The sequence below is a fragment of the Myroides odoratimimus genome (genome assembly GCF_004337635.1).
GTDB lineage: Bacteria > Bacteroidota > Bacteroidia > Flavobacteriales > Flavobacteriaceae > Flavobacterium > Flavobacterium odoratimimum.
In genome coordinates this window covers 97890-123071 of the sequence record NZ_CP037427.1, presented here as the reverse complement: position 1 = coordinate 123071, position 25182 = coordinate 97890, and the positions used below count along the sequence as shown (strand labels likewise).

General features: G+C 33.6%; 18 protein-coding genes and 2 pseudogenes. 12 read left to right on the top strand and 8 right to left on the bottom strand.

Translation table 11 applies throughout. The features are described from left to right. The first annotated feature begins 2 nt into the window (after positions 1-2). From E0Z07_RS00535 to E0Z07_RS00515, 5 genes are all read left to right on the top strand, one after another. A complete protein-coding gene (locus tag E0Z07_RS00535; RefSeq protein ID WP_039328328.1) occupies positions 3-896 on the top strand; it encodes an IS982 family transposase in 894 nt (297 codons plus the stop codon). Positions 897-1552: 656 nt separating this feature from the next. Then, positions 1553-2545, top strand: a complete 993-nt coding sequence (locus E0Z07_RS00530) for a DUF6266 family protein (protein WP_039328327.1) — start codon at positions 1553-1555, stop codon at positions 2543-2545. Positions 2546-2694: 149 nt separating this feature from the next. Continuing rightward, positions 2695-3075, top strand: a complete 381-nt coding sequence (locus tag E0Z07_RS00525; RefSeq protein WP_233446002.1) for a hypothetical protein — start codon at positions 2695-2697, stop codon at positions 3073-3075. A 27-nt stretch (positions 3076-3102) separates the two neighbouring features. Continuing rightward, complete coding sequence (locus E0Z07_RS18160; RefSeq protein WP_225600898.1) at positions 3103-3510, top strand: hypothetical protein; 408 nt, start codon at positions 3103-3105, stop codon at positions 3508-3510. A 62-nt stretch (positions 3511-3572) separates the two neighbouring features. Next, complete coding sequence (locus E0Z07_RS00515; protein WP_039328325.1) at positions 3573-4835, top strand: hypothetical protein; 1263 nt, start codon at positions 3573-3575, stop codon at positions 4833-4835. Between the two features lie 80 nt (positions 4836-4915). On the opposite strand, the gene E0Z07_RS00510 is transcribed toward E0Z07_RS00515, so the two are convergent. Both E0Z07_RS00510 and E0Z07_RS00505 read right to left on the bottom strand, forming a co-directional pair. After that, a complete protein-coding gene (locus E0Z07_RS00510) occupies positions 4916-5464 on the bottom strand; it encodes a YbhB/YbcL family Raf kinase inhibitor-like protein (RefSeq protein WP_039328324.1) in 549 nt (182 codons plus the stop codon). A gap of 88 nt (positions 5465-5552) precedes the next feature. After that, positions 5553-6390 (bottom strand): annotated as a pseudogene (locus E0Z07_RS00505) (helix-turn-helix domain-containing protein). A 409-nt stretch (positions 6391-6799) separates the two neighbouring features. On the opposite strand from E0Z07_RS00505, the gene argS reads away from it, so the two are divergent. The 4 genes from argS to E0Z07_RS00485 all read left to right on the top strand — a co-directional run bounded on the left by argS (position 6800) and on the right by E0Z07_RS00485 (position 13184). After that, on the top strand, positions 6800-8578 hold the full coding sequence (gene argS, locus E0Z07_RS00500) for an arginine--tRNA ligase (RefSeq protein WP_006265894.1): 1779 nt from the start codon (positions 6800-6802) through the stop codon (positions 8576-8578). A 62-nt stretch (positions 8579-8640) separates the two neighbouring features. Next, on the top strand, positions 8641-10101 hold the full coding sequence (locus tag E0Z07_RS00495) for an SGNH/GDSL hydrolase family protein (protein WP_006261790.1): 1461 nt from the start codon (positions 8641-8643) through the stop codon (positions 10099-10101). Then, positions 10088-11518: a LysM peptidoglycan-binding domain-containing protein gene (locus tag E0Z07_RS00490; protein ID WP_131540140.1), complete on the top strand. Its 1431-nt coding sequence runs from the start codon at positions 10088-10090 to the stop codon at positions 11516-11518. The genes E0Z07_RS00495 and E0Z07_RS00490 overlap by 14 nt, the downstream gene beginning before the upstream one ends. Before the next feature lie 4 nt (positions 11519-11522). Next, positions 11523-13184 (top strand): MBOAT family O-acyltransferase, encoded by a 1662-nt coding sequence (locus E0Z07_RS00485; protein ID WP_006261788.1) that lies wholly within the window; start codon positions 11523-11525, stop codon positions 13182-13184. Between the two features lie 71 nt (positions 13185-13255). Here E0Z07_RS00485 and E0Z07_RS00480 read toward each other — a convergent pair whose 3' ends face one another. Beyond that, complete coding sequence (locus E0Z07_RS00480) at positions 13256-13729, bottom strand: DUF4265 domain-containing protein (protein WP_006258657.1); 474 nt, start codon at positions 13727-13729, stop codon at positions 13256-13258. 119 nt (positions 13730-13848) lie between these two features. Then, complete coding sequence (locus E0Z07_RS00475; protein WP_006261787.1) at positions 13849-14820, bottom strand: SMP-30/gluconolactonase/LRE family protein; 972 nt, start codon at positions 14818-14820, stop codon at positions 13849-13851. 252 nt (positions 14821-15072) lie between these two features. On the opposite strand from E0Z07_RS00475, the gene E0Z07_RS00470 reads away from it, so the two are divergent. Next, the gene (locus E0Z07_RS00470; RefSeq protein ID WP_006261786.1) at positions 15073-16194 is read left to right on the top strand and encodes an SPFH domain-containing protein; all 1122 of its coding nucleotides are present in this window, start codon (positions 15073-15075) and stop codon (positions 16192-16194) included. A 105-nt stretch (positions 16195-16299) separates the two neighbouring features. Further along, positions 16300-17388, top strand: coding sequence for a hypothetical protein (locus tag E0Z07_RS00465; RefSeq protein WP_006261785.1), 1089 nt, complete (start codon positions 16300-16302; stop codon positions 17386-17388). Between the two features lie 121 nt (positions 17389-17509). On the opposite strand, the gene E0Z07_RS00460 is transcribed toward E0Z07_RS00465, so the two are convergent. The 3 genes from E0Z07_RS00460 to E0Z07_RS00450 form a co-directional block, all read right to left on the bottom strand. Further along, positions 17510-18001 (bottom strand): hypothetical protein, encoded by a 492-nt coding sequence (locus E0Z07_RS00460; protein ID WP_006258652.1) that lies wholly within the window; start codon positions 17999-18001, stop codon positions 17510-17512. 187 nt (positions 18002-18188) lie between these two features. Then, positions 18189-21860 (bottom strand): phosphoribosylformylglycinamidine synthase, encoded by a 3672-nt coding sequence (gene purL / locus E0Z07_RS00455; RefSeq protein WP_006261784.1) that lies wholly within the window; start codon positions 21858-21860, stop codon positions 18189-18191. A 149-nt stretch (positions 21861-22009) separates the two neighbouring features. Next, positions 22010-22774 carry a glycosyltransferase family 2 protein gene (locus E0Z07_RS00450; RefSeq protein WP_006258650.1) on the bottom strand — a complete coding sequence of 255 codons (765 nt, stop codon included), beginning with the start codon at positions 22772-22774 and terminating at the stop codon, positions 22010-22012. A gap of 196 nt (positions 22775-22970) precedes the next feature. Between E0Z07_RS00450 and E0Z07_RS00445 the strand changes: the two are divergent. Then, a pseudogene (locus E0Z07_RS00445) lies at positions 22971-24404 on the top strand (IS4 family transposase). Here the strand turns inward: E0Z07_RS00445 and E0Z07_RS00440 are convergent. Continuing rightward, positions 24397-25152, bottom strand: coding sequence for a glycosyltransferase family 2 protein (locus tag E0Z07_RS00440; RefSeq protein ID WP_131540139.1), 756 nt, complete (start codon positions 25150-25152; stop codon positions 24397-24399). The pseudogene E0Z07_RS00445 and the gene E0Z07_RS00440 sit on opposite strands and share 8 nt — an antisense overlap. Positions 25153-25182: the final 30 nt, after the last annotated feature.

Below are 25182 nucleotides of genomic sequence, written 5' to 3'. Positions count from 1 at the left end.
CTATGATTTGTTTCGATAAAATTACTGATATTTTTTGTATTGTAGATGAGTTCTGCAAAGATTTTGAAAATTCTACTAAATCATTTCTTTTAGGGAGCCCTTCAAAACGCCCACCTAGAATGTCTAAATCTGAAGTAATCACCATTTATCTTCTATTTCATTTAAGTGGTTTTCGTTGTTTTAAGCATTTTTATATTTATTATGTTCAAAAACATATGACTAAAGAATTTCCTAATACTGTTTCTTATAATCGTTTTGTAGAGTTGATGCAATCAGTGATTATGCCCATGACTATTTTTGCTAAAACATGTTGTTTAGGCAAGTGTACAGGCATTTCTTTTGTAGATTCTACTCCAATTCAGGTTTGTAAAACTAAAAGAATTAATAGAAACAAGGTTTTTAAAAATATAGCAACAACTGGTAAGTCAACTATTGGTTGGTTCCATGGTTTTAAACTTCACATCATTATTAATGATAAAGGAGAAATCTTAAGCTTTGCCATCACTCAAGCTAATGTAAATGACCGGGATCCTTTAAAAAATGAAGGATTCTTAAATAATATCTTTGGAAAACTATTCGGTGATAAGGGATATATTGGCGCTGAGCTTGCTGAATTACTGTTTCTAGATGGAATAGAATTAATTACCAGTATAAGAAATAATATGAAGAACTCCCTTATGAGTATGTCTGATAAAATACTACTTAGAAAAAGATCAGTAATTGAAACTGTTAACGATGAATTAAAAAATGTATGTCAGGTAGAACACTCTAGACATAGATCACCTATTAACTTCTTTACTAACCTTATCGCTGGAATTATTGCATATCATTTCTTGCCTAAGAAACCTGCCATTAGATATGAGAAAGTAATAACTAATCAATTAGCCTTGTTATAATCGAACTCAGGTTATTAATCATATCAGTAATCTTCTTTTAAAGTCTGCTTGCTTAGAAAAATATAGACTTCCTTTTTTATTATTATCTTCTTCGTAGAGCTATATAACCTTTAGGAATAGCTATTCTATTGAGATTGTCTTTTGTATGAGAGAAAGGTAAAAAACAACTACACTTTTTTTGTACCTCTTTTTTGTTTATTGAATTGTTTTTTCAATGCTATACGTTTTTTAGTGTTCTTGTTTTGTTTTACATATACCTCGCTCTACCCCTTCGTAAGTCTATGTTTTCCTTTAGTCCCTCGACAATCCGTGGAGTATAGTCCATAAATAGTGGACTAGAGAATTAGTAGTCGACGAATACTTCTTGTATTGATAGAGTGTTGTTCTAGAAGTAAAAGTGTAGCTAGAGTTAGCATGAATATTAATCTGTCGAAAAGAATTATTTGTTAATTGTTATTTCGAAAGTTTATTGAGGTTTATACATGATAAATAGTGTAGATCCTTTTTTAAAAGCTATTTGATTAGTTAAATAGTTGTGTTTCTGTTTTTTATATCTTGTGATAAGAAAAATAGAGAGAAGATAACTAGAGAAAGGTTCAAGACAATTGTAATTAGCCTTGACAAACTAATAATATCACAACTAAACAGTATTAATCATGGCTGAGATAAAAGATGGAATATTAGGAGGTGTACATGGTACTGTGGGCACAGTAGTAGGATTTATGTGGAGAGGACGTTATTTTATACGTTCTAAGCCTTGTAAGTCTCATAAACTAGCTACAGAGGCTCAAGTACTTCAACGAAGTAAACTAGGGGTAGTATCTAGCTTTGTGAGTAAGTTTAAAGACTTTGTAAATGAGCATTACCCACAGGCTCTATTGAATAATAAAATGGCGACAGGAAAAGAGCAACTGATCTCTATGCTGATGAAAGAAGGAATCGTTAAGGTAGAAGGCGAACCGTGCATTGATATCGCGAAGGTACTAGTGTCGATGGGGCCACTACCACCTGCAGTAATAAAGAAAATAAATCAACTGAAGACAGGACGTATAAAGGTGCAATGGGATAATAGTATCACAAATGTACTGACGAAGAATACGGATAGATTATCTATTATAGCCTATAGCGAATCGCTAGATCTAGTAGCAGAGATAAGTGCAATCGGGAAGAGGGAGGACAGATATGTTCACTTTGATTTACCTAAGGAGTGGAAAGTAGGGAAGGTTCATTTCTGGAGTGTGTGGAAATCAGCAGATGATAGAGTAATCAGCACAAGTGCGTATCACGGGATAACACAGTTAGGAGAGTATAGTGAGCAGCACACTGAGGAAAGAGAACTACAAGCAGGTAACAGGGAACAGGAGATAGAGAATGAAGAGCTAGTAGCTGAGAAAAGAGAGGTGATAAAGTTAAGTGTGTCTACTAAAAGAGGAGATGTAAAAGAGAAAGAATCACTAGATATAGAACAGCATAAAGAGCCTGAGAAAGTTGGGCTAACAGAGAATACATCTAAGAAGAAGTGGGCTCCACCTGGCTTCTATGGAAGTGAGAAGAGAAGGGATAAGGAAGTAGCACCTCTAGATGAAAACACAGGAGAAGCACCTCGGTCTATACTAGAAGCGATACCTCCTTCACAGAATTCTGATTAAGAGTCCGTTTTTGTGATTTGTGATGAGTTAAGTGTTTTCACTGATGTTATCAAGATGTAATCTATCTCAGAAATAATATTTGGTGAGATAATGAAATATTTTGACAGTTTTTATTAAATAAAGAGTCTTATTTTTGAGTTATGAAGTGTATGTATTTATATCTATTATTACTGATTGGGATGCCTTGTATATATGGGCAGGCTGTTCTGTCTGAGCCTAGTTTTACTAGTTCTGCCTCTATACTTTATCTCAACAGTAATCCTAAAATGTATTTAGAGGATGCTCAGGTGAGGTTTTTTACTAATTTTAAAATGAAGCATACTTCTACTAAGACGAATAGATATGAAGAGAAATATGAGCTAGAAGAACTGATGTACAATAAATATCGTTTATTGAATAGGAATGTTAAGTTTAATAACGGAGTAGCTGTGGATGTGTCTCCAGATAAAGGGTATGTAAGAGAGTACGATCAGGATTTATCCTTTTTACAGAACCTATTTCTCGATCTTCTTATCGGAATATTACCCTAATTATAGGTGTTTTAATATCGCTAGATTATGGGTAAAGTGTATATTTATTTGTTGATTTTACTAGGAATGCCTTGTATATATGGACAGTCAGTCCTATCTACGATTCACTTTGCGAGTCCTGCATCTATAATTTATTTAGAGGGAAGTCCCGAGCTGTATTTAATACATGCAGATGTGAGGTTCTATGCAAACTTTAAGGCTAAACAGAAGTTATCTGTGAGAGATAGATATGAAGAGATGTATAGTGTAAGAAGGTCTATGATGGATAAGAATCTAGAGGAAGCAGAGAAGGTGTATGTGAGAGTTCCTTCTAAACGAGCATTTAATAAAGAGATGACAGGTTGGTTAGATAAAAAAGAAAGAGCAGAAGTAGTTCGCAAAGGCTTTGAAAAAACTTTAGGTAGAGTATTAGCTAGGGTGATGGGAGGTAGATAAGATGGTAGTGTTGGTAAATAAAATAGAAGTAATAGCTTGTTATGTTTAAAAATAGAAGCAGTATGTTTAAAAATGGAGACAATATCTTTAGAAGATTTAGTAATGTTTTATTAATAAGTTTAGTGTTTTGTTGTTTCTTAGGATGTAGTCAACCACCTAAAGATGGTCATTATAAGGCTGTTTCTTTTAGTAAAGTAGATAATAGCCTAATGTTTGGAGTTGCATTAGGGTATATGGAGTTTATCGCTGAGGTAGTTCCATATCTAAAAATAGAAGATGGTGATGTAATTACTGATTTTCCAATAAAAACGAGGGAATCATTGGAGAATTTTAAGAGTTTTACAGGAGCTACATATAATGATGGACGTTCTTTATTAGATAGTATTTATAAAGTTCAGTTAAAGAATGATACTCTTATGATAACGTTTCACTATGTAGGTACATCTCAGCCTACTAAAGATTTTGTATTTAAGTACTTACCTATATCTAAAGAAGAGTATGATGAAGGCGTTAAGAAGTTGTTTTTGAAAGAAGAAGAGGTTAAACATAGCTTTACGACAATGGACTTGTCGAATTTAGATTATACACAAAAAAGACCTGCCTATCTGAAAGATTATAAAAGTATGGTAGCTATGGAGAAGATGTTTTCTTCTGGTGAAAGTAGACAGTATATAGATCAGATATATACTTCTTATAGAACGGTAGACCTAAGAACGTATAAAGATACTACGTACGATTATAAAGAGTTCCAAATAAGTAAAAGTGAGGTAATTAATAAGAGTGTTGCAAATATTGATGATTTGGTATTTAATGATTTTTATGTCTATATAGATACTAATATGGAGACACAAGGTATAGTGCTTGAAAAAAAAGAATGGGATAAAAAGTCTATAAAAGAGCTGTTTGTTAAGCTAAAAGAGAAAAATAAAAATGCTGAACTGAGTTTCTTTGGGCTTCCTCAAAAAGATAAAGATGGTGAAATTAGTAATATTGCCCAGCAATTAGCTGTGAAATGGAAGGACGATCTAAAGAGTGTTACTCTAATCATCGACGATATTCCTGAGAGTATTAGTGATATAGAGCTTTATAAAAAAGTATTTATTACTGATAAGGATAGTTCAAAAAAATTAATTGATAATTGGATGTACTATCTGAATTTAATAGAGCAAGCAAATGTCAAGGTGTATATTATATCACCTAGTTTTGATGAGGTTATTAAAGGAGATGATGAATATCATAGGCAACAGAGTTTTCATGGGGAACCTATTTTGAAAGTGTATGAATATGTATGGAGAGGGTATTATGAGTGGCAAAATAGTTATTAGTGGATGGACTCTGTAATAAAAAAATAAGCAAAGCGACTTCTGGTGTATCAGGAGTCGTTTTGCTTATTTATAAATATGTATTATCGTTTATAGTACGCTATAATACTCGCTTTTGCGATGGTGTTTGCCCATAAATTAAAACCTACAATGGCAGGAGTAGTATTTCCATCTAGTCCTAGTTTATCCGTTTTAAGGGCATGTACTGTTATGATGTATTGGTGATATCCATGATCTACAGGAGGACATGGTCCACCAAAACCTTTTATTCCATAATCTGTAAGGCTCTGTATAGCACCTTTAGGTAATAGAGGAGAGTTGACTTTTCCTGCATCAGTTACTAGTTCGTTTATATTGCTAGGAATATCAAAGACTACCCAATGCCAAAAACCACTTCCCGTAGGTGCGTCCGGATCATACATCGTGATGGCAAAGCTCTTGGTGTCTTTAGGGGCATTGTGCCAAAATAGCTGAGGAGATTGATTCTCTCCATCGCATCCAAAACCATTAAATTCGTGTTGTTTAGTTGTTTCGCCACCTAGATCTTTACTTGATAGCGTAAAGGTATTCTGTCCAAAAACACTAGTCGATAGTGTTAGTACTAGACCGATTATAAAATTTGCAATTTTCATTGAGTTATGATTAAATGTTTAGGGCAAATTTATAGTAAGGTCTATAGTAGGAGTTAGCGGGATTGGGTCAAAAAATGTTGCTAGAAGCTCATTGTTTTTGACTTTGTTTAGGAGTGATATTATACTTGGATTTATATGCTTGTATAAAGCTAGATACATTCTCATAACCTACCTTTATGTAGATTTCTGATGCAGTAGTTGCATGCTGTGTAAGTAGGGTATGTGCATATTCTAATCTTCTGTTTTGAAACCATCTGCTAGGAGAGTCGCCATAGTGTTTTTCAAATTCTCGTTTGAAAGTAGATACACTCATATTGCACAGAAAGGCTAGCTCAGATAGAGTGAGTTTGTTTAAGATGTTCTTTTCTATTGTCTGTGTGAACTTTAAACTTTTATTATTGTTGTTAGTTATAAAGGATTGAAGAAATGCTGTTCCATTGACCTCAATGAGGTATAGCATGATCTCTTCTAGTTTTATCTTTAGTAATCTCTTTTGGATAGAAGGGGGAGAGTTTAGCTATATCCATTAGACTTTTTACAAAGTGCTTACTGAAGTTATCGTAGTTAAAAGTATGGATAGAGTGAGTACTTTTATTTTCTACTAGTTCTATCTTGTATTTAGAGATAAATTTAAGTATCAATTCATTGTCAAAGAACAAGAGAATACTTCTGTAATTAGCTGTATTAGATAGTTTTTTGGTCATTAGACAATGACCAGCTTTCATAAGGATGAATTTGGAGTTATCTAATGCTTCAAAATGGTTGTCAGACCATACTTCTTTTGTTCCTTCAACTAAAAAACTAAAAGTGTTTTGATCTAAAATAACTTGTTGCTTAGACAGCTCTTGTCTAGTATGATAATCAAATATAGTTATCTGTTCTGAGGTAACAGTGATGAAGTCATTGGGAAGAAGGATACTTTTCATGCTATCTGTTTTAGGCTATGTAGGTCTTTCTATTTCACTATTACAAATAGATTTTAATAGGTAGGGTAAATGTAGTAAAATAAGCGAAGAGAAAAGAGGGTAAATTGTAAGGGAGAGTGTAATTGTATTTATGAGGACTTTTTATTTAAGCAGTAGTGAGGAGATTGGTGTTACTTTATGAATATTGTAAGCAGAATTTTGATAAGGCTGTTAGATGCATTAACAATTTTTTGTTTATTTTAAAAGAAGAGAGTAGGTTGTTTTTTGAGATAGAATATTGTAATTTAGACAGTTGTTTTTAAGAGAGGAATGGTAATAAAATCTAAAGGAAATGTTTAAATTCCTTCTATACTCTTCTTGAAATGAAGAAATATAAATTATCTTTGCTCCTTTAATTAAATTAATCAAAATGACATTAAATCAGATTTTAACTCCGCAGATAGAGAAGGCGATTCAACAATTATACGGTGCTACTGTAGATAAAGTTGAGTATCAGGCGACAAGAAAAGAGTTTGAGGGTGATATTACTGTAGTTATCTTTCCTTTTCTAAGACAGATAAAAGGAAACCCAGTAGAGATTGGAACGAAGATAGGTGAGTACTTAGTAGAGAATACTTCTGTAATAGAACGGTTTAATGTAGTAAAAGGTTTTTTAAATTTAGTTGTTTCAGATAGTTACTATATCGATTTCTTTAACGCAATACGCAGTGAAGAGCACTTCGGATATGTGACACCTACACCTGGTGATAAGTCTGTATTAGTAGAATATTCTTCTCCTAATACGAATAAGCCTCTTCACTTAGGTCACGTTAGAAATAACTTATTAGGATATTCAGTAGCTGAGATATTAAAGGCTTCTGGTAAAAAAGTTTATAAAACACAGATCATTAACGATAGAGGTATCCATATCTGTAAGTCTATGTTGGCTTGGCAGAAGTATGGTAATGGAGAGACTCCTGAGTCTACTGGACTTAAGGGAGATAAATTAGTAGGAAACTACTATGTGAAGTTTGACGTGGAGTACAAGAGCCAAATCAAAGAATTAATGGCTCAAGGTATGTCTGAAGACGAAGCTAAGAAAGAAGCTCCAATCATTAAAGAAGCAAAACAGATGCTTGTAGATTGGGAACATAATAAACCTGAGGTTATTGAATTGTGGAAAACAATGAACCAATGGGTCTATGATGGTTTTGCGGTATCGTATAAAAACTTAGGAGTAGACTTCGATAAAGTATACTACGAGAGCAATACTTATTTATTAGGTAAAGATGAGGTAGAGAAAGGTCTAGAGCAGGGAGTATTCTTCAAAAAAGAGGATAACTCTGTATGGATAGACTTATCAGAGGAAGGATTAGACGAGAAGTTGGTACTTCGTGGAGACGGTACTTCTGTATATATGACACAGGATATCGGTACTGCTATACAGCGTGTGAATGATTTCGGCGATGTAGGTGGTATGGTGTATACTGTAGGTAACGAACAAGATTATCACTTTAAGGTTCTATTTTTAATACTTAAACGTCTTGGTTTTGACTGGGCTGAGAGTTTATATCATTTATCTTATGGAATGGTAGAGTTGCCATCAGGTAAGATGAAGAGTAGAGAGGGAACTGTAGTAGATGCAGATGAACTAATCCAAGAAATGACTGACACAGCTAAGTCTATCTCAGAAGAATTAGGTAAACTAGAAGGGTACTCTGAAGAAGAGCGTACTCAACTATTTACTACAATAGGCTTAGGTGCATTAAAATACTTTATCCTAAAAGTAGACCCTCGTAAAGGAATGATGTTTAACCCTAAAGAATCAGTTGATTTTGCAGGGAATACAGGGCCGTTTATTCAATATACATATGCTCGTATCCAATCTATCTTAAGAAAGGCAGACTTCGATTATACATCAGAAATAAAAGGAATCACATTAGATCCTAAAGAGAAAGAATTATTAAAGTTATTAGAGGAGTTCCCTGTAGTGATTCAGGATGCTGCTCGTACACATAGCCCTGCTCTTATAGCTAATTATGTATATGAATTAGTAAGAGAGTATAACTCTTTTTATCAAACGGTATCTATTCTAGGAGAAGAAGATGCTGTATTAAAAGCGTTTAGAGTACAATTGTCAGAAAAAGTAGGAATGGTGATTAAGGATGCGTTCTCATTATTGGGAATCGCTGTACCAGACCGAATGTAATCTTATATTTTTTTGTGAAAGTAGAGAAATCATACCTATACCAGTCACTTGCCATTATAGTAATGGCAAGTGGCTTTTTTTTATTCTTTAAAGGAAATTTGCCTAAAAAGTTATTTAGTGAAGAAGCTCTTCCTACGAGTAATATTGTAGTGGATAGTCTGATGTTAGAAGCACTAGAAGGCATAGAAAAAGAGAAGCTAGTAACTAAAGATAGTCTAAAGACTGAAAAAACAGGAATAGATGATGAGAATGTAATCATCGTTCCAGAAGATGTGTTTACTAGTGATGAAGAATCTAGTTCTTTTAAAGGAATGGCGTATCTGGAGAATTTCTTTGCTAAACTATATGCTCTAGAACAACAAAAAGGGGGACGTGTTCGTATCGCTTACTATGGAGATTCGATGACTGATGGAGACTTAATCGTGCAAGATCTGCGTAAGAATTATCAGAGTAAATATGGGGGTATGGGAGTAGGTTATGTGCCTATTATGTCTGAATCCGCACAGTCTAGATTATCTGTTATCCATAAGTATTCGAATAACTTCAAGATGCAGTCTTATCTAAACGTCAAAAAACCTCAGAAGCCTTTTGGGGTATCAGGACAGGTGTATTTCGTGAAAGATACAGTTAAATCTACTTGGGTGAGTTATACAGCAGGTAAGATGCAAAATATGACAATGCTTTATAATCCAACACTTTATTATGGAAGTTCTAATAATAAAAGAGGAGAAGTAGCAGTTATTATTAATAAGGATACTATTGTCAAGAAATTAAGTGTCAGTTCAGAATTAAATAAACTGAAGATAGCTGATGGTAATATTAAAGATGTTAAACTACTATTTAAACATGCTGATTCTATTCCAATATATGGTGTAGACTTTAGTGCAGGCGGTGGAGTGCAGGTTGATAACTTTTCTAGTAGAGGTAATTCAGGATTGCCACTATCGTTGTTTAAAGTGAGTTTAATGCAGAAGTATCAAAAGAATTTAGATTATAGTCTAATCGTATTACACTATGGTGCTAATGTTTTAAATTACGGATCTCTAGATTACTCATGGTATACGAAGAAGATGGGGGATGTAGTGAAACATTTAAAACAATGTTTTCCTAATGCTAGTATTCTAGTAATATCTACTGCGGATAAATCATCTAAAGTAGAAGGTGTGATGAAGACAGATGCTGCTGTAGAACCACTGATGAAGGCACAGAGAAAATATGCTATGGAAGCTCATGCTGGATTCTTTAACCTATACGAGGCTATGGGAGGAAATGGTTCTATGGTCAAATGGGTAGAAGAGGTACCTGCAAAAGCGAATAAAGATTATACACACTTTAATCATAGAGGAGCTTCTGATATCTCAGGTAAGATCTTCGCTAGATTAGAAGAGGGGTATACAGATTATAAAAAGAAACACGCAGGACAAGTGCCTGTTAAGAAAGTAGATTCTCTTCAGCAACCAGATAAAGAAACTGTTGTAAGAGAAGATAGTTCTAAACAAAAAATAGAAAATGAAAAGGAATAAAATTGCTGTTTTTGTTGTAGGTATTTTATTTCATATTGGTTCTTTTGCTCAGGTTAATTCACTTCTTACTAATGAGTTTAGTGATGAAGAGGTAGAAAATGTGAATGAAGAAGGAATAGGAAATAAGATCTATTACGCAGAACAATTAAAAACTTTCTTTGAGAAAGTTCAGAAGATGATTCGTTCTAAGGAAGGGAAGATAAACATTGTTCATATAGGTGATTCTCATATTCAAGCTGATTTTTTTAGTGGAAGAATGAGATCTTTACTTCAAGATAGATTTGGAAATGGAGGATTGGGATTTGCCTTTCCTTATAAATTAGCTAAGACTAATGGTAACTCTCTTGTTAGGTATTCTTCTAATGCAGAATGGAGTAGTTACAGAAACATATTTCCAGTAAAAGATGCACAAGTAGGATTAAGTGGAATAGCGCTGTCTACAAATAATAGTAATGCTGTCATAGAGCTTAGTGTACGTGATGCTTCATATGGTTTTTCTCGCATGAAAGTTTTTACACCTTCTAATAAAAAGGAGTTTAATGTAGGAACGGCTAGTCAAAAAGTTTTCTTAGAATCAACTGCCCCTAAGAAGATTTCTCATCAGATTAAAAGAGGAGAGTCTCTAGGAGCTATCGCTAATAAGTATAATACTACTATTACTGAGATTAAGAAAGCGAATAATATGAAGACGAATACCATTCATGCGGGTAAGAGGCTTAGTATTCCTACTAAGCAGAGGGAATCTGTAGTGGTGTCTAATAATATGTTTAATGAGCTATCAGGGGAGAAGAATGACGTATTCTATACCTTTGAGTTAGGAGAAGAGCTAGACCGTATCTATTTCTACTCTAATCAACAGGCTGAAGCGTATGACCTAAATGGTGTAGTATTAGAGAATGATAAACCTGGAATACTATATCATACAATAGGTGTGAATGGGGCGAGGTTCTCTGATTATACTAAATACGATTTGTTCTTTAAGCAACTTAGAGGATTAGAGCCAGACTTAGTAATTGTATCTATGGGAACTAATGAGTCCTTTGATAGAATGAGTGGAAGAGATTTTCAAGAGCAAGTCAATATGTTCTTAGCTAAGGTAAAGAAAGTAGCACCTCATGCAAGTGTGTTATTGACTACACCTCCACCATCTTATTTCTCTAAAGATAAGCCTAATACTGTAGCAGCAGAATTATCTAATGAATTAATCATTAATGGAATAGATGGGAAGTATGCTATCTGGGATTTATATTATAATCTAGGAGCAACGCTAGGTTTGCCTAGTTTAAGAGAGAACGGAATGCTATCAAAAGATCTTGTGCACTATACCGTGAAAGGGTATGAATATACAGGAGATTTATTCTATGAGGCTCTTATCGATGCTTATAACCAATTTGTCAAACAAAATAGTGCTTTTTAATTAAATGAGTCTATTTAATATTGAAATACCAAGTATAACTATTGATCAAGTAATCAATTGGTTTACTTTTAATCCTAAAGAGCCTTTGTTGTTTAACTCAGGTTTGTTTTTAGGGATATTTATTGTGTTTTACCTCTTCTATATCTTGATGAGAAAAACCTTCCACATTCGTTTATTGTATGTGACCTTATTCTCTCTATTCTTTTATTATAAGTCTAGTGGAATGTATTTTATTATCTTGATAGGATCCTCTTTAATGGATTACTATTTTGCTAATATTATTAATCATACCTTGAATGCAGCGAAGAAGAAACTACTCTTAACGATTAGTATTGTTGTAAACTTAGGGTTACTAGGTTACTTTAAGTACACAAACTTCTTTTTAGATGGAGTTAATTTCTTTGCGAATACGAAGTTGCATTTAGATGATATTATACTACCTGTAGGGATCTCTTTCTTTACGTTCCAATCTATTAGTTATATTATAGAGATTTATAGAAAAGAGATAGAGCCAACGAAGAACTTTTTAGATTATTTATTCTTTATTTCGTTCTTTCCACAGTTGGTTGCGGGGCCTATCGTTCGTGCAAAAGACTTCTTGCCACAGATATATAAGAATATTTATGTGTCTAGAGATTATGTGAATGAAGGGTTGTTATTAATCATCGGAGGGTTATTGAAGAAAGCAGTTATTTCTGATTATATCTCTATTAACTTCGTAGATCGTGTATTCGATGCTCCGAATAGTTATACAGCATTTGAAAATCTAATGGCATCTTATGGGTACGCTATTCAGATTTATTGTGACTTCTCAGGATATTCAGACATGGCTATTGGTATAGCATTGTTGATGGGATATAGATTGCCAGTTAACTTTGATGTACCTTATCAGTCTATGTCTATTACAGAATTCTGGAGAAGATGGCATATATCGCTTTCTACTTGGTTAAAAGATTTCTTGTACATATCAGTAGGAGGAAATAGAAAAGGAAGTTTCGGAGGATATTTCTTTCCAGGATTATTCTTTGCAGGTATCTTAGGATGGGGGATTTACTATATGAATGAAAGTATTATTCCATTAATTCTAGCTGTAGCATCTATTGTTGTTTTCGGCCTAACCTTCTTGTTAGCAAAAGACAAAAAGAAAAATATGTATACTAACTTTAACCTATTAACGACTATGTTATTAGGAGGGTTATGGCATGGAGCTAGTTTGCGTTTTATTGTGTGGGGAGCCTTACACGGTATTGCTTTAGCGATACATAAGATTATCATGGAGCTGTTTCCTAGAGCAAAAGGAGTTAAACCTCACTTATTATGGAGAATTTTCTCTATATTCTTAACCTTTAACTTTGTAACGTTTTGTTGGATATTCTTTAGAGCGACCTCTTTTGATACCGCATTAAATGTTATCAATAATATTGCAAGTATAGAGTTTGATTGGGAAGCTTGGACTACTATTGCTATGGGGTATAAAAATGCGTTTATGTTGATCGGTATTGGATTCGTATGGCATTATATACCTAAGTCATGGATGGCAGTGCCTCATCAGATGTTTAATGTTGCGCCAATGTTTGTAAAGGCAGTAGTACTTGGCTTTGTGTTTTGGATTGTTTATGCAACTGCTACAGCAGGACCACAACCATTTATTTATTTCCAATTCTAAAAGTATTTGATTTAAGATAAAAAAAGCCCGATTCTAATGAGTCGGGCTTTTTTGTATTATTATAATAAAGATTATTTCTGTCTTAAATCAGCACTGTGTTTAGGAGACAATAGAGGTTCTGCGAATTCTATTACTTTTTCTTCTTCTAATGCTCCTAAGATAGCATATACATTTCGATAGTCGGTTTTGCTAGGAATGTTAATCACGAAGTATTGCTCACTACACACTTCTATTTCTGTACCTGCATAAAGGATTTCATTGTATAGATCTTCTCTGTTATATTTTTCTTTTTGAACGATAACTTGCACAGTAGAGTTCCCTGAAGCAGTATCTACATATCGATACGTAAGTGTGTTTTCTGTTTCGTCAAATTCTGCATAGATAATATCATCACATGAAAAATCAGGTCCATAAAAAGGAATATTATCAACTTGGTATAACCCTTTTTCTTTATCTATGGTCTTTCCCCAAAAAGTCTCGACCGTATTTTCTTCTAAGACATCACTATAATATCTAACTAAGATTTGTTGATATTGCTCTTCCATTGTGTATTAATATTTGTTCTATTTGTTTTAATCATTGAATAGATACATTATATGTTTCTATTCGATGTCAAAGATAATGCAAACTGTAAAATATAATACCAAAACAGTTGTTTTTGTGCTTAGTTTCGCAATTTAAGTTTGAGTAGTTTAGTATTAGTTGTGATATATAAGGTCTTAAAGTCATCTGAGAATACACAATTAGTAGCTAATTCTGAGAAGTGTACACGAGCGGTTAGTTCAAGGTCTTTATTGAATATCCATAAACCATTAGGCCCTGCAGTAAATATATTGCCAAATCGATCTACTTCAATGCCTCTAGGTTTATCTTCTATTTCACTGATGAATGGTGTGTAATCAAATACTTTAGGTGTGTCTGATTGTATTTTGCTTTTATTTAAGTTATACTGATATAGATAGTCTTTCTTTTGGTCTGAATAGGTGATATAGAGAAGTTTATTATCAATAGATAAAGTTATTCCTTGTGGTGTTAAATCACTTTGAAAGAGCAATTCTAGTTTGTTTTTGTTTGTTATTCTATATAAACCGTAAGTAGTAGTTTTTTTCTGTTTTGATTTACTTTCTGTAAGAATTGTATCCGTAAAATAGATATTACCAGAGTTATCTTCTGTAAAGTGAGAAGGATTGATTAATTTGATTTTTTGAGGGTTATTGATCCAAGAGGTGAAGTTAAACTTTGGTTCTCTAATAATGGCACTCATTTTAGCTATTTTATCTTCTCCATAAAGGAAAAGAGTAATCTCTCCTTGGTTATTAAAGTGTAAAGCACTTGAGTTTAGGTCTCCATTCTTTGTGTTTTGACCTATAAAATCGATGGCTTCTAAGTAAGTTCTAGGCTCGTTATAATGTTCTTTCCAATAGTGTATTTTCTTATTGGGGAAGTCTGTAAAGAGCAATAAGTTTTCTGCTTGAATCCACAAAGGTGAATCAGCATATTGAAAACCTTTAGCGATTACTTCTATGTATGCGTTGTCATCAAATACTAATTGTGCTATAGGATTGATGATTTCAATTTTGCCTATACGTTTACCACTTTTAGTATTAGTGTTATTATGTTTAAGATTCTTATTCATAATGAGTTAATTGATAATTATAGAGATAAATATAGTAAAAAATGTAATATAAGGTCTTGTGATAATAAATTTAAATACAGTCTTTTTGCTGTATAGATATTATATCTTTTTCAAAATATAGATAAATACAAATTCTAAAGTATTGTTATATGAATAAGTGATTTCGTTTTTTAAAGAATACTTTGTGATAATTATAGGATAAAATCTGTTACATTTACTTAGATATAACTACTAATAAGAAAAAGAAAAGATATGAACTTGTTTAAAAAATTAGCAGGAGAATTCATTGATATCATTGAGTTCTTAGACCCAACTCAGAATACTATAGTACACCGTTTTGAGCGTTATCAAAACGAGATAAAGAATAATGCAAAGTTAGTTGTTCGCGAAGGACAAATGGCTGTGTTTATTAATGAGGGGCAGCTAGCAGATGTTTTTAGTCCTGGTACACATACCTTAAATACACAAAACTTACCTATCCTAGCAACTTTAAAAGGATGGAAATACGGATTTAATAGCCCATTTAAGGCAGAGGTTTATTTTGTAAGTACAAAGACTTTTATCGATCAACGTTGGGGAACTAAGAATCCAATTATTCTAAATGACAATCGTTTTGGAATGATAGAGGTGCGTTCTTTTGGTACGTATACATTTAAAATAGCAGATCCAGGTAAGTTTATTAAAGAAATAGTAGGTACATCAGGAACTTTTACAACAGATCAAATCAATGATCAGTTGAGAAGTGCTATTGTTACTCGTTTTACGGATTCTATTGGTGAAGCTAATTTACCTATTGAGACGTATGCTGCAAACTTAAATGAACTTTCTACTGCGATTTTCGCGTATATGAAAGACGATTTCGAAGTTTATGGTATGGATGTTACGAAGTTCTTAATTGAGAACGTATCGATGCCTGAAGAGATTAAGAAAGAGATCTTTGAGTTGAGTAGATTGAATCATGTTGATTTGAATAAGTTGATGCAGATGAAAGCAGCTAAAGCGATGGAGGCAGCAGCTAATAATCCATCAGGTGTTGCTGGAGCAGGAGTAGGTATGGGAGCAGGATTCGCTATGGCGAATCAGTTTGGACAAGCAATGGCGCAAGGACAAACTACTACACAGCAACAACAACCTGCGGCAAATACACCGCCACCAATACCTGGTACTATAGCTGTAAGTTATTTTGTGGCTGTGAACGGGCAACAAGCAGGGCCTTTTGATTTAGAAGGATTAAAGCAGATGGCAACTAATGGCCAATTGCAAAGAGATACTTTAGTATGGAAGAACGGAATGGGGAATTGGGAGAAAGCAGGCGACCAAAGCGATTTAAGTGCTGTATGGGCACAAACACCTCCACCATTACCAAATATGTAATACGATAAACAAAGGTGCTTCAGAGGCTTTAAATCTTCTTCAGCACCTTTTTTGTACAGGATTAGAATAAAGAGAAAGTTAATAGCTATTTAATTAGAATAAGAAGTGTCGTCAGGAGAAGAGATAAAATTAAATACATCAGAAGCTACACCATGTAGCTCATGTGGTGGGGCAATGACCTATAAGCCAAGTGCTCAAGCATTAGTATGTGAGTATTGTGGTACTGTAAAGGAAATAGAGCAGGGGACAAAAGATTTGAATGAGCATGATTTCGCCAGTTTTATGGAGAGTTATGAAAAAGAGAGCTTTAGTACTACGAAGGTTGTAGAATGCAGTAGTTGTCATGCTACTTCTACCGTAGATGAGAACCTGAAGTCGATGGCATGCCCTTATTGTGCAAATCCTTTAGTAGAACAAGATATACACGAAGAACGATATATTAAGCCGGAGTATGTATCTCCTTTTGCTGTAGATAGGAATCAAGTGTCAGGTATATTACAGAAGTGGATAAAAGATTTATGGTTTGCCCCTAATAAAATACAGAGAGGGATATTCTCTGCGGATAATCTAAGAGGAGTATATGTACCTTTTTGGACCTATGATATGCAAACTCATACTGATTATAGAGGGGAGCGTGGAGATGTCTATTATGTGACAGTAGGTAGTGGAGATAATAAAAGAAGAGAACGTAGAGTTTCGTGGTCAAGAGTAAGTGGTAGAGTCTCTAACTTCTATGATGATATCTTAGTGACAGGAAGTAAAACACTGAAGATGGATTTACTTAATTCTATCTCTACAGGTTGGGATCCTAAAGGCGTACAAAAGATAAAACCAGATTATTTAAGTGGGTTTATTACAGAGAAATACCAAGTAGATTTAAAAGAAGGATATGATAAGGCCAGAGATATCGTCTATCAATATGAAAGAGAAAGTGTAAGAAGAAATATAGGGGGAGATGAACAGCGTATACATAATATGAATACAGATCTGTCCGATATTACTTTTAAGCATATTCTTTTGCCTTTATATGTAAGTTCTTTTTCTTATGGCAATAAGCAGTATACTTTTTATGTCAATGGAGTAACGGGTAGAATCACAGGTGAACGACCTTATAGTACATGGAAGATTGCTTTTGCATGCTTTATTGGTTTACTCATACTTATCTTTCTTGTTTATTTATTTAAAGATGCATAGGTATGAACGCAAAACAGCGGAACCGATGGTGAAGCCTGATAAAGCAAGAGTTTTTAGATATACTTCTTATGAATTTGTAAAGAAGAAATAAAATAACAAAGCCTCCTAATGGGAGGCTTTGTTATCTTTTAAAAGTATATTTTATGGTTTGTGTGCCTTTAGGGTAATCTAAACTAAGAGTTATTTCTTCTTTATTTACTTTTTCTACTAAATGCATTTTATAATGGTAGAAATTTGAAATTTCTATTTTTTTAAATGTACTTGTAGATTGTGAAGGAACCATGACAAGTAAATCTCGTTCAACTACTTTGTAACTTAGTTTGTCTGTTGTTTCATTACAATTTCCTGCTTGATTTGTAGAAGATATTTTTCGATTAACTTCTTCTTTGTTAAAAGTCCATTTTTCAGTTGAACATTTTTTTTTCTTTGTGTAATCAATACTTAGAATAACTTTTCCTTTATTATCAAGAAATTCCTTTTTTTCGATTGTCCATTCTTTTATAATTTCCTCTTTAAAATTAGCTACTTCGTAAGGGACATTATCATCGCTAGAACATGCTGTAAAATTATAACTTGTAATAGCTATAATTATAAGTACTACAATTTTTTTCATAATAGTTTCTTTAGTTGGTTAAGAGACTAAAGGTATAGTAAAGCATATTTTTTTAAATATACAATTCAAATTGTTTAACTCAAATTATGTATTAAATCAAAGAGTGTAATGTTTTTTAAATTTATTATATACTAAAGAAGGGCTGTCTATTTAAGACAGCCCTTCTTGTTATTTATAAGCCATTTGATTATTTAGCGTTGTTTTCTTCAATCCACTTGCGTGCATTAACGAATGCTTCCATCCAAGGAGAAACTTCATCTTTTCTTCCTTCTGGATAGTTAGCCCAGTGCCATTGGAATAATGAACGCTCGATATGAGGCATCATTACTAAATGGCGTCCTGTAGTATCACACATCATCGCTGTGTTAAAGTCAGAACCATTAGGGTTAGCAGGGTAAGCATCATAAGCGTACTTCGCTACGATATTGTATTGATCTTCTGTCTCAGGTAAGTTGAATTTACCTTCACCGTGAGAGATCCACACTCCTAATGTACTTCCAGCTAAAGTAGAAAGCATGATAGAGTTGTTTTCTTGGATTGTTACAGATGTAAAGTTACTCTCGTGTTTTTGAGAGTCATTGTGTTGCATCTTACCATGTACTTTGTGTTCAGGGTTGATTAATTCTAACTCCATAAACAACTGACATCCATTACAGATACCTACAGATAAAGTATCTTGACGAGCAAAGAAGTTTTTCAGTGCTGTATTCGCTTTCTCGTTGTACATAAATGCACCAGCCCATCCTTTAGCGGATCCTAATACGTCAGAGTTAGAGAATCCACCTACAGCTCCGATAAATTGGATGTCTTCTAATGTTTCTCTTCCTGAGATAAGGTCAGTCATGTGAACGTCTTTTACATCAAAACCAGCTAAGAACATAGCATTAGCAACCTCTCTTTCAGAGTTACTACCTTTCTCACGGATAATAGCCGCTTTAGGTCTTGGTTTAGAAGCGTCAACTACAGGTTTTTTACCGTCAAACTGAGCAGGGAAGCTGAAGTTTAAAGGCTGTACTTTATAGTTGTTATAACGATCTGTTGCTTTGTTGTTTTTCGTTTGTTTTTGGTCTAATAAGTAAGACGTTTTAGCCCAAGTATCTCTGATAGCAGGCACGCTAAATGTAAAGTGATCTGCGCCATTAGTGAATGATACTTGTTCATCTGTAGTTACAGTACCTATCTTAGTAGCGATAACACCTTTAGTAGCTAAAGCTTGTTCTAAAGTAGCATCGTCTTTTGCTTGAACGATAAGTGCGATGTTCTCGTTGAATAACGCTTTTACAGTATCTTTTTCGTTAAGAGCATTTAAGTCATACTTAGCTCCTAAGTTTACATCTGCAAACGTCATTTCTAAAAGAGAAGTAACTAAACCTCCACTTCCGATATCGTGTCCAGCAGCGATTTGCTCATTCGCTACTAATTCTTGAATAGCATTAAATGCATTCTTAAAGTAAGTAGCATCAGTGATAGTAGGAACTTCTTGACCGATTTTGTTTAATACTTGTGCAAAAGAAGAACCTCCTAATTTGAAGCTATCTTTAGACAAGTTGATATAGTAAATAGAACCAGCATTTTTCTTTAAAGTAGGTTCTACTATTTTCGTAATATCAGTACAGTTAGCCGCTGCAGAGATAATAACCGTACCAGGAGCGATTACTTCATCATTTGGGTACTTCTGCTTCATCGATAAAGAATCTTTCCCTGTAGGGATATTGATTCCTAATTCGATAGCGAAGTCTGAACAAGCTTTTACGGCTTTGTATAGACGAGCATCTTCTCCAGCATTGTTACATGCCCACATCCAGTTAGCAGATAAAGAAACGTTCTTGATACCTTCTTTTAGCGGAGCCCAAACGATATTAGATAAAGCCTCTGCGATAGCGTTTCTACTACCTGCAGCAGGATCTATGATTGCTACGATAGGAGCGTGTCCTACAGTAGTAGCGATACCTTCTTTACCTTTGTAGTCAAGTGCCATAGCACCTAAATTGTTTAATGGCAATTGTAATGGACCAGTACATTGTTGTTTAGCCACACGACCACCAACACAACGGTCTACTTTATTTGTTAACCAATCTTTAGAAGCTACAGCCTCTAATTGTAATAATTGGTTTAAGTATTCTTCTACTTTGTTTACAGAGTAATCTAAATCAGCATATACACGGTTGATAGTTTTATCATCCATGATTGTTTTAGGAGAACTACCGAACATATCTTCGATAGCGAAGTCCATTGGTTTATCACCTTTAGTTTTAGACTCTATCGTAAAGCGGTGATCATTTGTAATCTCACCTACAGTGTACATCGGAGCACGTTCTCTCTCAGCAATCTTCGCTAAAGTATCGATGTCTTTTTGACCAATAACTAATCCCATTCTTTCTTGAGACTCATTACCAATAATTTCTTTAGCAGATAGAGTAGGGTCACCTACTGGTAAAGCATCTAAGTTGATGTTTCCACCTGTTTCTTCTACTAACTCAGAAAGACAGTTTAAGTGTCCACCCGCACCGTGATCGTGAATAGATACGATAGGGTTGTGTTCAGCTTCTACCATCGCACGGATAGCATTAGCAGCACGTTTTTGCATCTCAGGGTTAGAACGTTGGATGGCATTTAACTCAATACCTGAACCAAAAGCACCTGTATTAGCAGAAGATACTGCTGCACCTCCCATACCGATTCTGTAGTTCTCACCACCTAAGATTACCACTTGGTCACCTTCAGATGGCTTGTGTTTTAATGCTTGGTCAAGTTTACCATATCCAATACCTCCAGCTTGCATAATCACCTTGTCAAATCCAAGTTTACGAGCGTCTTCTTCATGTTCGAATGTAAGGATAGAACCTGTGATTAATGGTTGTCCAAATTTGTTACCAAAGTCAGAAGCACCATTAGAAGCTTTGATTAAGATATCAATAGGAGTTTGGTATAACCACGCTCTTTCGTCCATCGCTTGTTCCCAAGGGCGGTTTTCTTCTAAGCGAGAGTATGATGTCATATAGATAGCAGTACCTGCTAATGGCAATGAACCTTGTCCACCAGCTAAACGGTCGCGAATCTCTCCTCCTGATCCAGTAGCAGCACCGTTAAAAGGCTCTACTGTAGTAGGGAAGTTATGCGTTTCTGCTTTTAATGAGATCACAGAGTCAAACTCAGTCTCTGCGTAGAAGTCAGGCTTGTCTGCTGATTTAGGAGCAAACTGGGTTACCTTAGGACCTTTTATGAAAGCAACGTTATCTTTATAAGCCGAAACAATATCATTAGGATTTGTCTCAGATGTTTTTCTAATTAATTTGAATAGGGAAGTAGGTTGTTCTTCTCCATCAATGATGAATGTACCATTAAATATCTTGTGACGACAGTGCTCAGAGTTAACTTGAGAGAATCCGAATACTTCAGAGTCAGTTAACTTACGTCCAAGTTTAGTAGATAATTCATTTAGGTAAGTAATTTCTTCTTCATTTAAAGCTAAACCTTCTTGTGCATTGTATTTAGCGATGTCTTCAATGTAGTTAATTGCTTCAGGAGCAATGTTGATAGTAAAGATGTCTTGGTGAAGTGCATCAAACTCTTGTAGTAACATAGGGTCAAATGCGTCACTGTCTTCAGCTTTTACAAACTCTTCAATACGGATAATTCCATTGATCCCCATATTTTGAGTAATCTCTACTGCATTCGTACTCCATGGAGTAACCATCGTAGCGCGTGGACCGACAAATTTAGCATTGATTGTTTTCTCGTTAATGTGCTTGGCATTGCCAAATAACCAATTTAACTTTTGGATATCTTCATTAGATAAGTTGTTCTCCACTTGTACAGTGTAGAACTTTCTCGAAGGGTTTTCGAAGAAATGAATCATTACGTTAAGAATATTTAGTTGTTGTTGTAATGCACAAAAATAGACTAAAAAAACAAGATTTTAAAACTTAATATTTTACTCTTAATTTTTAATTCAATAAACTCATTTTAACAAAGAAAGATTATAGACAACTCTATAATCTTTCTTTGTTATGATTTGATATCATTTCTTAACATCCATAGTTTTACATATCTAAGGAAGGTTGCGTAACTGTTTAAAACAGATAATATTAATCCTGGTACACCATCTCTAAATCCTTGTTGAATAAAATAGTGTTTTAAGAATCTAAACGCTGGTTTAAGAATAAAATGATATAGAGTTAATTTACCTGTTCGTTTATTATAATCCTCTGCTTGTAGAGTTGCATATTGATTAAGTTTTTGAATATGAATGTCAAATCCTCTATATGTATTATGATATAGTTTATTTTTTAAAAAGCCTATAGTGCCATCTACGACTAAGTTCTCATGAACATAGTTTTTATATGAACATTTGTGCTTATTAAATAGACGGATAACTTTGTCTTTCTGATATCCAGAATAATGTATAAGTTGATTAAAGAAGTAGTTCGATCTATATACCCAATAAGCTTCGTGATTATTTATGTTATCGTTATTTATCAGGACTTGTATCTCTTGTTTAAGGTCTTCTGTTAATTGTTCATCTGCATCTAATAATAATATCCAATCATTTTTAGCATGAGGTATAGCATAATTCTTTTGATTCGAGAAGTTGTCAAATTTGCGTTGTATAACTTTTGCCCCTAAGCCTTCAGCAATGCTTACAGTATTATCTTGACTATAAGAATCTATAACTATAATTTCACTTACAATGTCTTTAGCAGATAAAATACACTGTTTAATCTTGTCTTCTTCATTTTTAGTCGGGATTAAAAGAGTCAATTTATTGATCATTGTAATAATTTAAATGATGAATGTATTTAGTAATAGTAACAGAATAAAAGCTGCTTTATTGCTTATGCAAGTTAATTAATTTACTGAAGTTTCGCACCCAAAACTGGGGCTTATAGAAGTGAAAAAATAGCATGTAAACCAAGGTAATCCCTTGGTTTTATTGTATCTTTAAGTTACGACACACAAAGTACAAAACATGCTACAATACGAAGATATTACTAAAGTTCAAGAAATAAAAGGAAAGTTCAAAAAGGTTTGGTTGAGTTCTGAATATTTAAATTCACATTTAAACATATTAGGCTTTAATAAGATAACAAAATAGTTTGATTGGTGTAAAAAATCGGGTTATACATTTAAGGACTTAATTTCCATACTTTTAATACTTCCCATTATCGGTATTAGTTCTGTGTTTTCTTTATCTAAGAATAAAGACGCTGATATAAATAACTGTGGTAAAGATTCTTACTACCGTCTATTGTCGAATCAAAACATTGACTGGAGATCATTCTTATATCAGTTTGTCATGCAATATTTACTTAAAGAAGAACTTTTTACACCTGAAAAAGATGCTACAAAATGCTTGATTTTTGATGATTCTGACCTTGCTAAAACAGGTAAAACAATTGAAGGTGTTTCAAAAATATACAATCATGTATCAAAGAGTTTCTACTTGGGATACAAGATTTTAGTAGCAGGATATTGGAATGGTAGCGTATTTATTCCAGTAGATTTTAGTTTACACCGTGAAAGCAAAAAGTCAAAACTGAAATATGGTTTAACTGCAAAACAACGTCAAGCTCAAAAAAAGACTCCTCGATGCTCGAAAACCGTTGCTGCAAAAAGATATTTAGAACTCAACAAAAAGAAGACAGATGTATTAGTACAAATGTTTTCAAGAGTGATAAAGCGCAAAATAACAGTGGATTATATTTTGACAGACACTTGGTTTACAAGTATAAGTCTACTCAAAAAACTACGTAGTATCTGTGGGAAAACTCATATTATTGGTATGTATAAATACAATAGCAAGATTGAAGTTCAGTCGAGGATTAAAACGATTTCACAGCTTAAAAAACAAGACAAAAAACCAAAAAGATGCCGTAAATTCAACTATTATTATCACTCTTATGTAACTAATATTGAAGGACTTGATGTTGAAGTATTTATTTCAAAACGTGGCATTAATGGCAAATGGCATACATTAATAACTACAGATACATCATTAAAATTCGTCAAAGTAATAGAAATATATAGTATCCGATGGTCGATAGAAGTATTCTTCAAAGAAGCTAAACAGCTCTTAGGACTTGGTAAAGCTCAATCGACAAACTTTGATATTCAGATAGCGCAAACAACTATTGTGTTTATACAGTATTTACTCATAAGTATCCGTTATAGAATGGAAGCTTATGAAACTATTGGAGGTCTATTTAAAGACCTCCAGCAAGATTATATTGAAAACAAATTGAACGTTAGATTATTAGCTGTAGTAGCCTTAATACTTGATGTTTTGGAAAAACTAGTAGAGTCTATTGATATTCATGATATTACAACTAAAATAATTGATAATATTGAATCTTTTGGACTTTTATCCAATAATTATCACTTTAAATATCAGGCTACTACGTGAAAGTAAATTGGTGCGAAACTTGAGTTAATTTAGTATATTTCATAAAAGAAAAGAAAGATTGAATTAGAGCAAATGCAAGACCATCTATTCCATTAAAAATTCCTTTTTTAAAGAAATAACATCTAATGAAGGCTACAATACCGTTTAAAATAGGTTTAAACGAAGAAACTTTTTTGCCTTCATCAAAAAGTTGTTGAGCAGCCCAAGTAGAGTATTGATTTTTTTTGTCTATAACTTGTTTATAAGAGCTCCATCCATAGTGTAAAATATGGACGTTGATGCTCTTTTCATTTGTTGCTATAATATGTTGGTGAGCCATATGATCTGAAGGATAGGCTGTTTTTTTATTAAAAAAGCGAATCTTTGAATCAGGATACCACCCAGAGAAGTTAATTAACTTATTTCCTAAAAAGTTTTTGACTCTGAATTTATAAGCATCATAAGTATTATTCTCATAAGATTTTTTCGAAATGAAAGTTAATGCATCTTGATCCAAAAATTCATCAGCATCTAAGTTCATAATCCAATCGTTTTTACAATATTGTAATCCATAAGTTCGCTGGGGACCGTCGCCTAGGTATGCTTGAGAATAAACTTTAGCTCCTTTATTTTTAGCTATTTCCACTGTTTTATCTGTACTATTTGAATCTATAATGATTACTTCTTCACAATATTGAAATAATGAATCCAAACATTTTCCAATGTTTTTTTCTTCGTTAAATGTTATTACAAGTCCACTAATTGCCATGATCTATTTGTTCTCTAAAGATAATTGTTA

Excerpts from the sequence above, each read along its gene's own strand:
- E0Z07_RS00535 (WP_039328328.1), top strand. The coding sequence starts at position 3 with ATGATTTGTTTCGATAAAATTACTGATATTTTTTGTATTGTAGATGAG.
- E0Z07_RS00470 (WP_006261786.1), top strand. The coding sequence starts at position 15,073 with ATGAACTTGTTTAAAAAATTAGCAGGAGAATTCATTGATATCATTGAG.
- purL (WP_006261784.1), bottom strand. The coding sequence starts at position 21,860 with ATGATTCATTTCTTCGAAAACCCTTCGAGAAAGTTCTACACTGTACAA.
- E0Z07_RS00480 (WP_006258657.1), bottom strand. The coding sequence starts at position 13,729 with ATGGAAGAGCAATATCAACAAATCTTAGTTAGATATTATAGTGATGTC.
- E0Z07_RS00485 (WP_006261788.1), top strand. The coding sequence starts at position 11,523 with ATGAGTCTATTTAATATTGAAATACCAAGTATAACTATTGATCAAGTA.
- E0Z07_RS00490 (WP_131540140.1), top strand. The coding sequence starts at position 10,088 with ATGAAAAGGAATAAAATTGCTGTTTTTGTTGTAGGTATTTTATTTCAT.
- E0Z07_RS00450 (WP_006258650.1), bottom strand. The coding sequence starts at position 22,774 with ATGATCAATAAATTGACTCTTTTAATCCCGACTAAAAATGAAGAAGAC.
- E0Z07_RS00510 (WP_039328324.1), bottom strand. The coding sequence starts at position 5,464 with ATGAAAATTGCAAATTTTATAATCGGTCTAGTACTAACACTATCGACT.
- E0Z07_RS00530 (WP_039328327.1), top strand. The coding sequence starts at position 1,553 with ATGGCTGAGATAAAAGATGGAATATTAGGAGGTGTACATGGTACTGTG.
- E0Z07_RS00495 (WP_006261790.1), top strand. The coding sequence starts at position 8,641 with ATGGCAAGTGGCTTTTTTTTATTCTTTAAAGGAAATTTGCCTAAAAAG.
- E0Z07_RS00440 (WP_131540139.1), bottom strand. The coding sequence starts at position 25,152 with ATGGCAATTAGTGGACTTGTAATAACATTTAACGAAGAAAAAAACATT.
- E0Z07_RS00475 (WP_006261787.1), bottom strand. The coding sequence starts at position 14,820 with ATGAATAAGAATCTTAAACATAATAACACTAATACTAAAAGTGGTAAA.
- argS (WP_006265894.1), top strand. The coding sequence starts at position 6,800 with ATGACATTAAATCAGATTTTAACTCCGCAGATAGAGAAGGCGATTCAA.
- E0Z07_RS00460 (WP_006258652.1), bottom strand. The coding sequence starts at position 18,001 with ATGAAAAAAATTGTAGTACTTATAATTATAGCTATTACAAGTTATAAT.
- E0Z07_RS18160 (WP_225600898.1), top strand. The coding sequence starts at position 3,103 with ATGGGTAAAGTGTATATTTATTTGTTGATTTTACTAGGAATGCCTTGT.
- E0Z07_RS00525 (WP_233446002.1), top strand. The coding sequence starts at position 2,695 with ATGTATTTATATCTATTATTACTGATTGGGATGCCTTGTATATATGGG.
- E0Z07_RS00515 (WP_039328325.1), top strand. The coding sequence starts at position 3,573 with ATGTTTAAAAATGGAGACAATATCTTTAGAAGATTTAGTAATGTTTTA.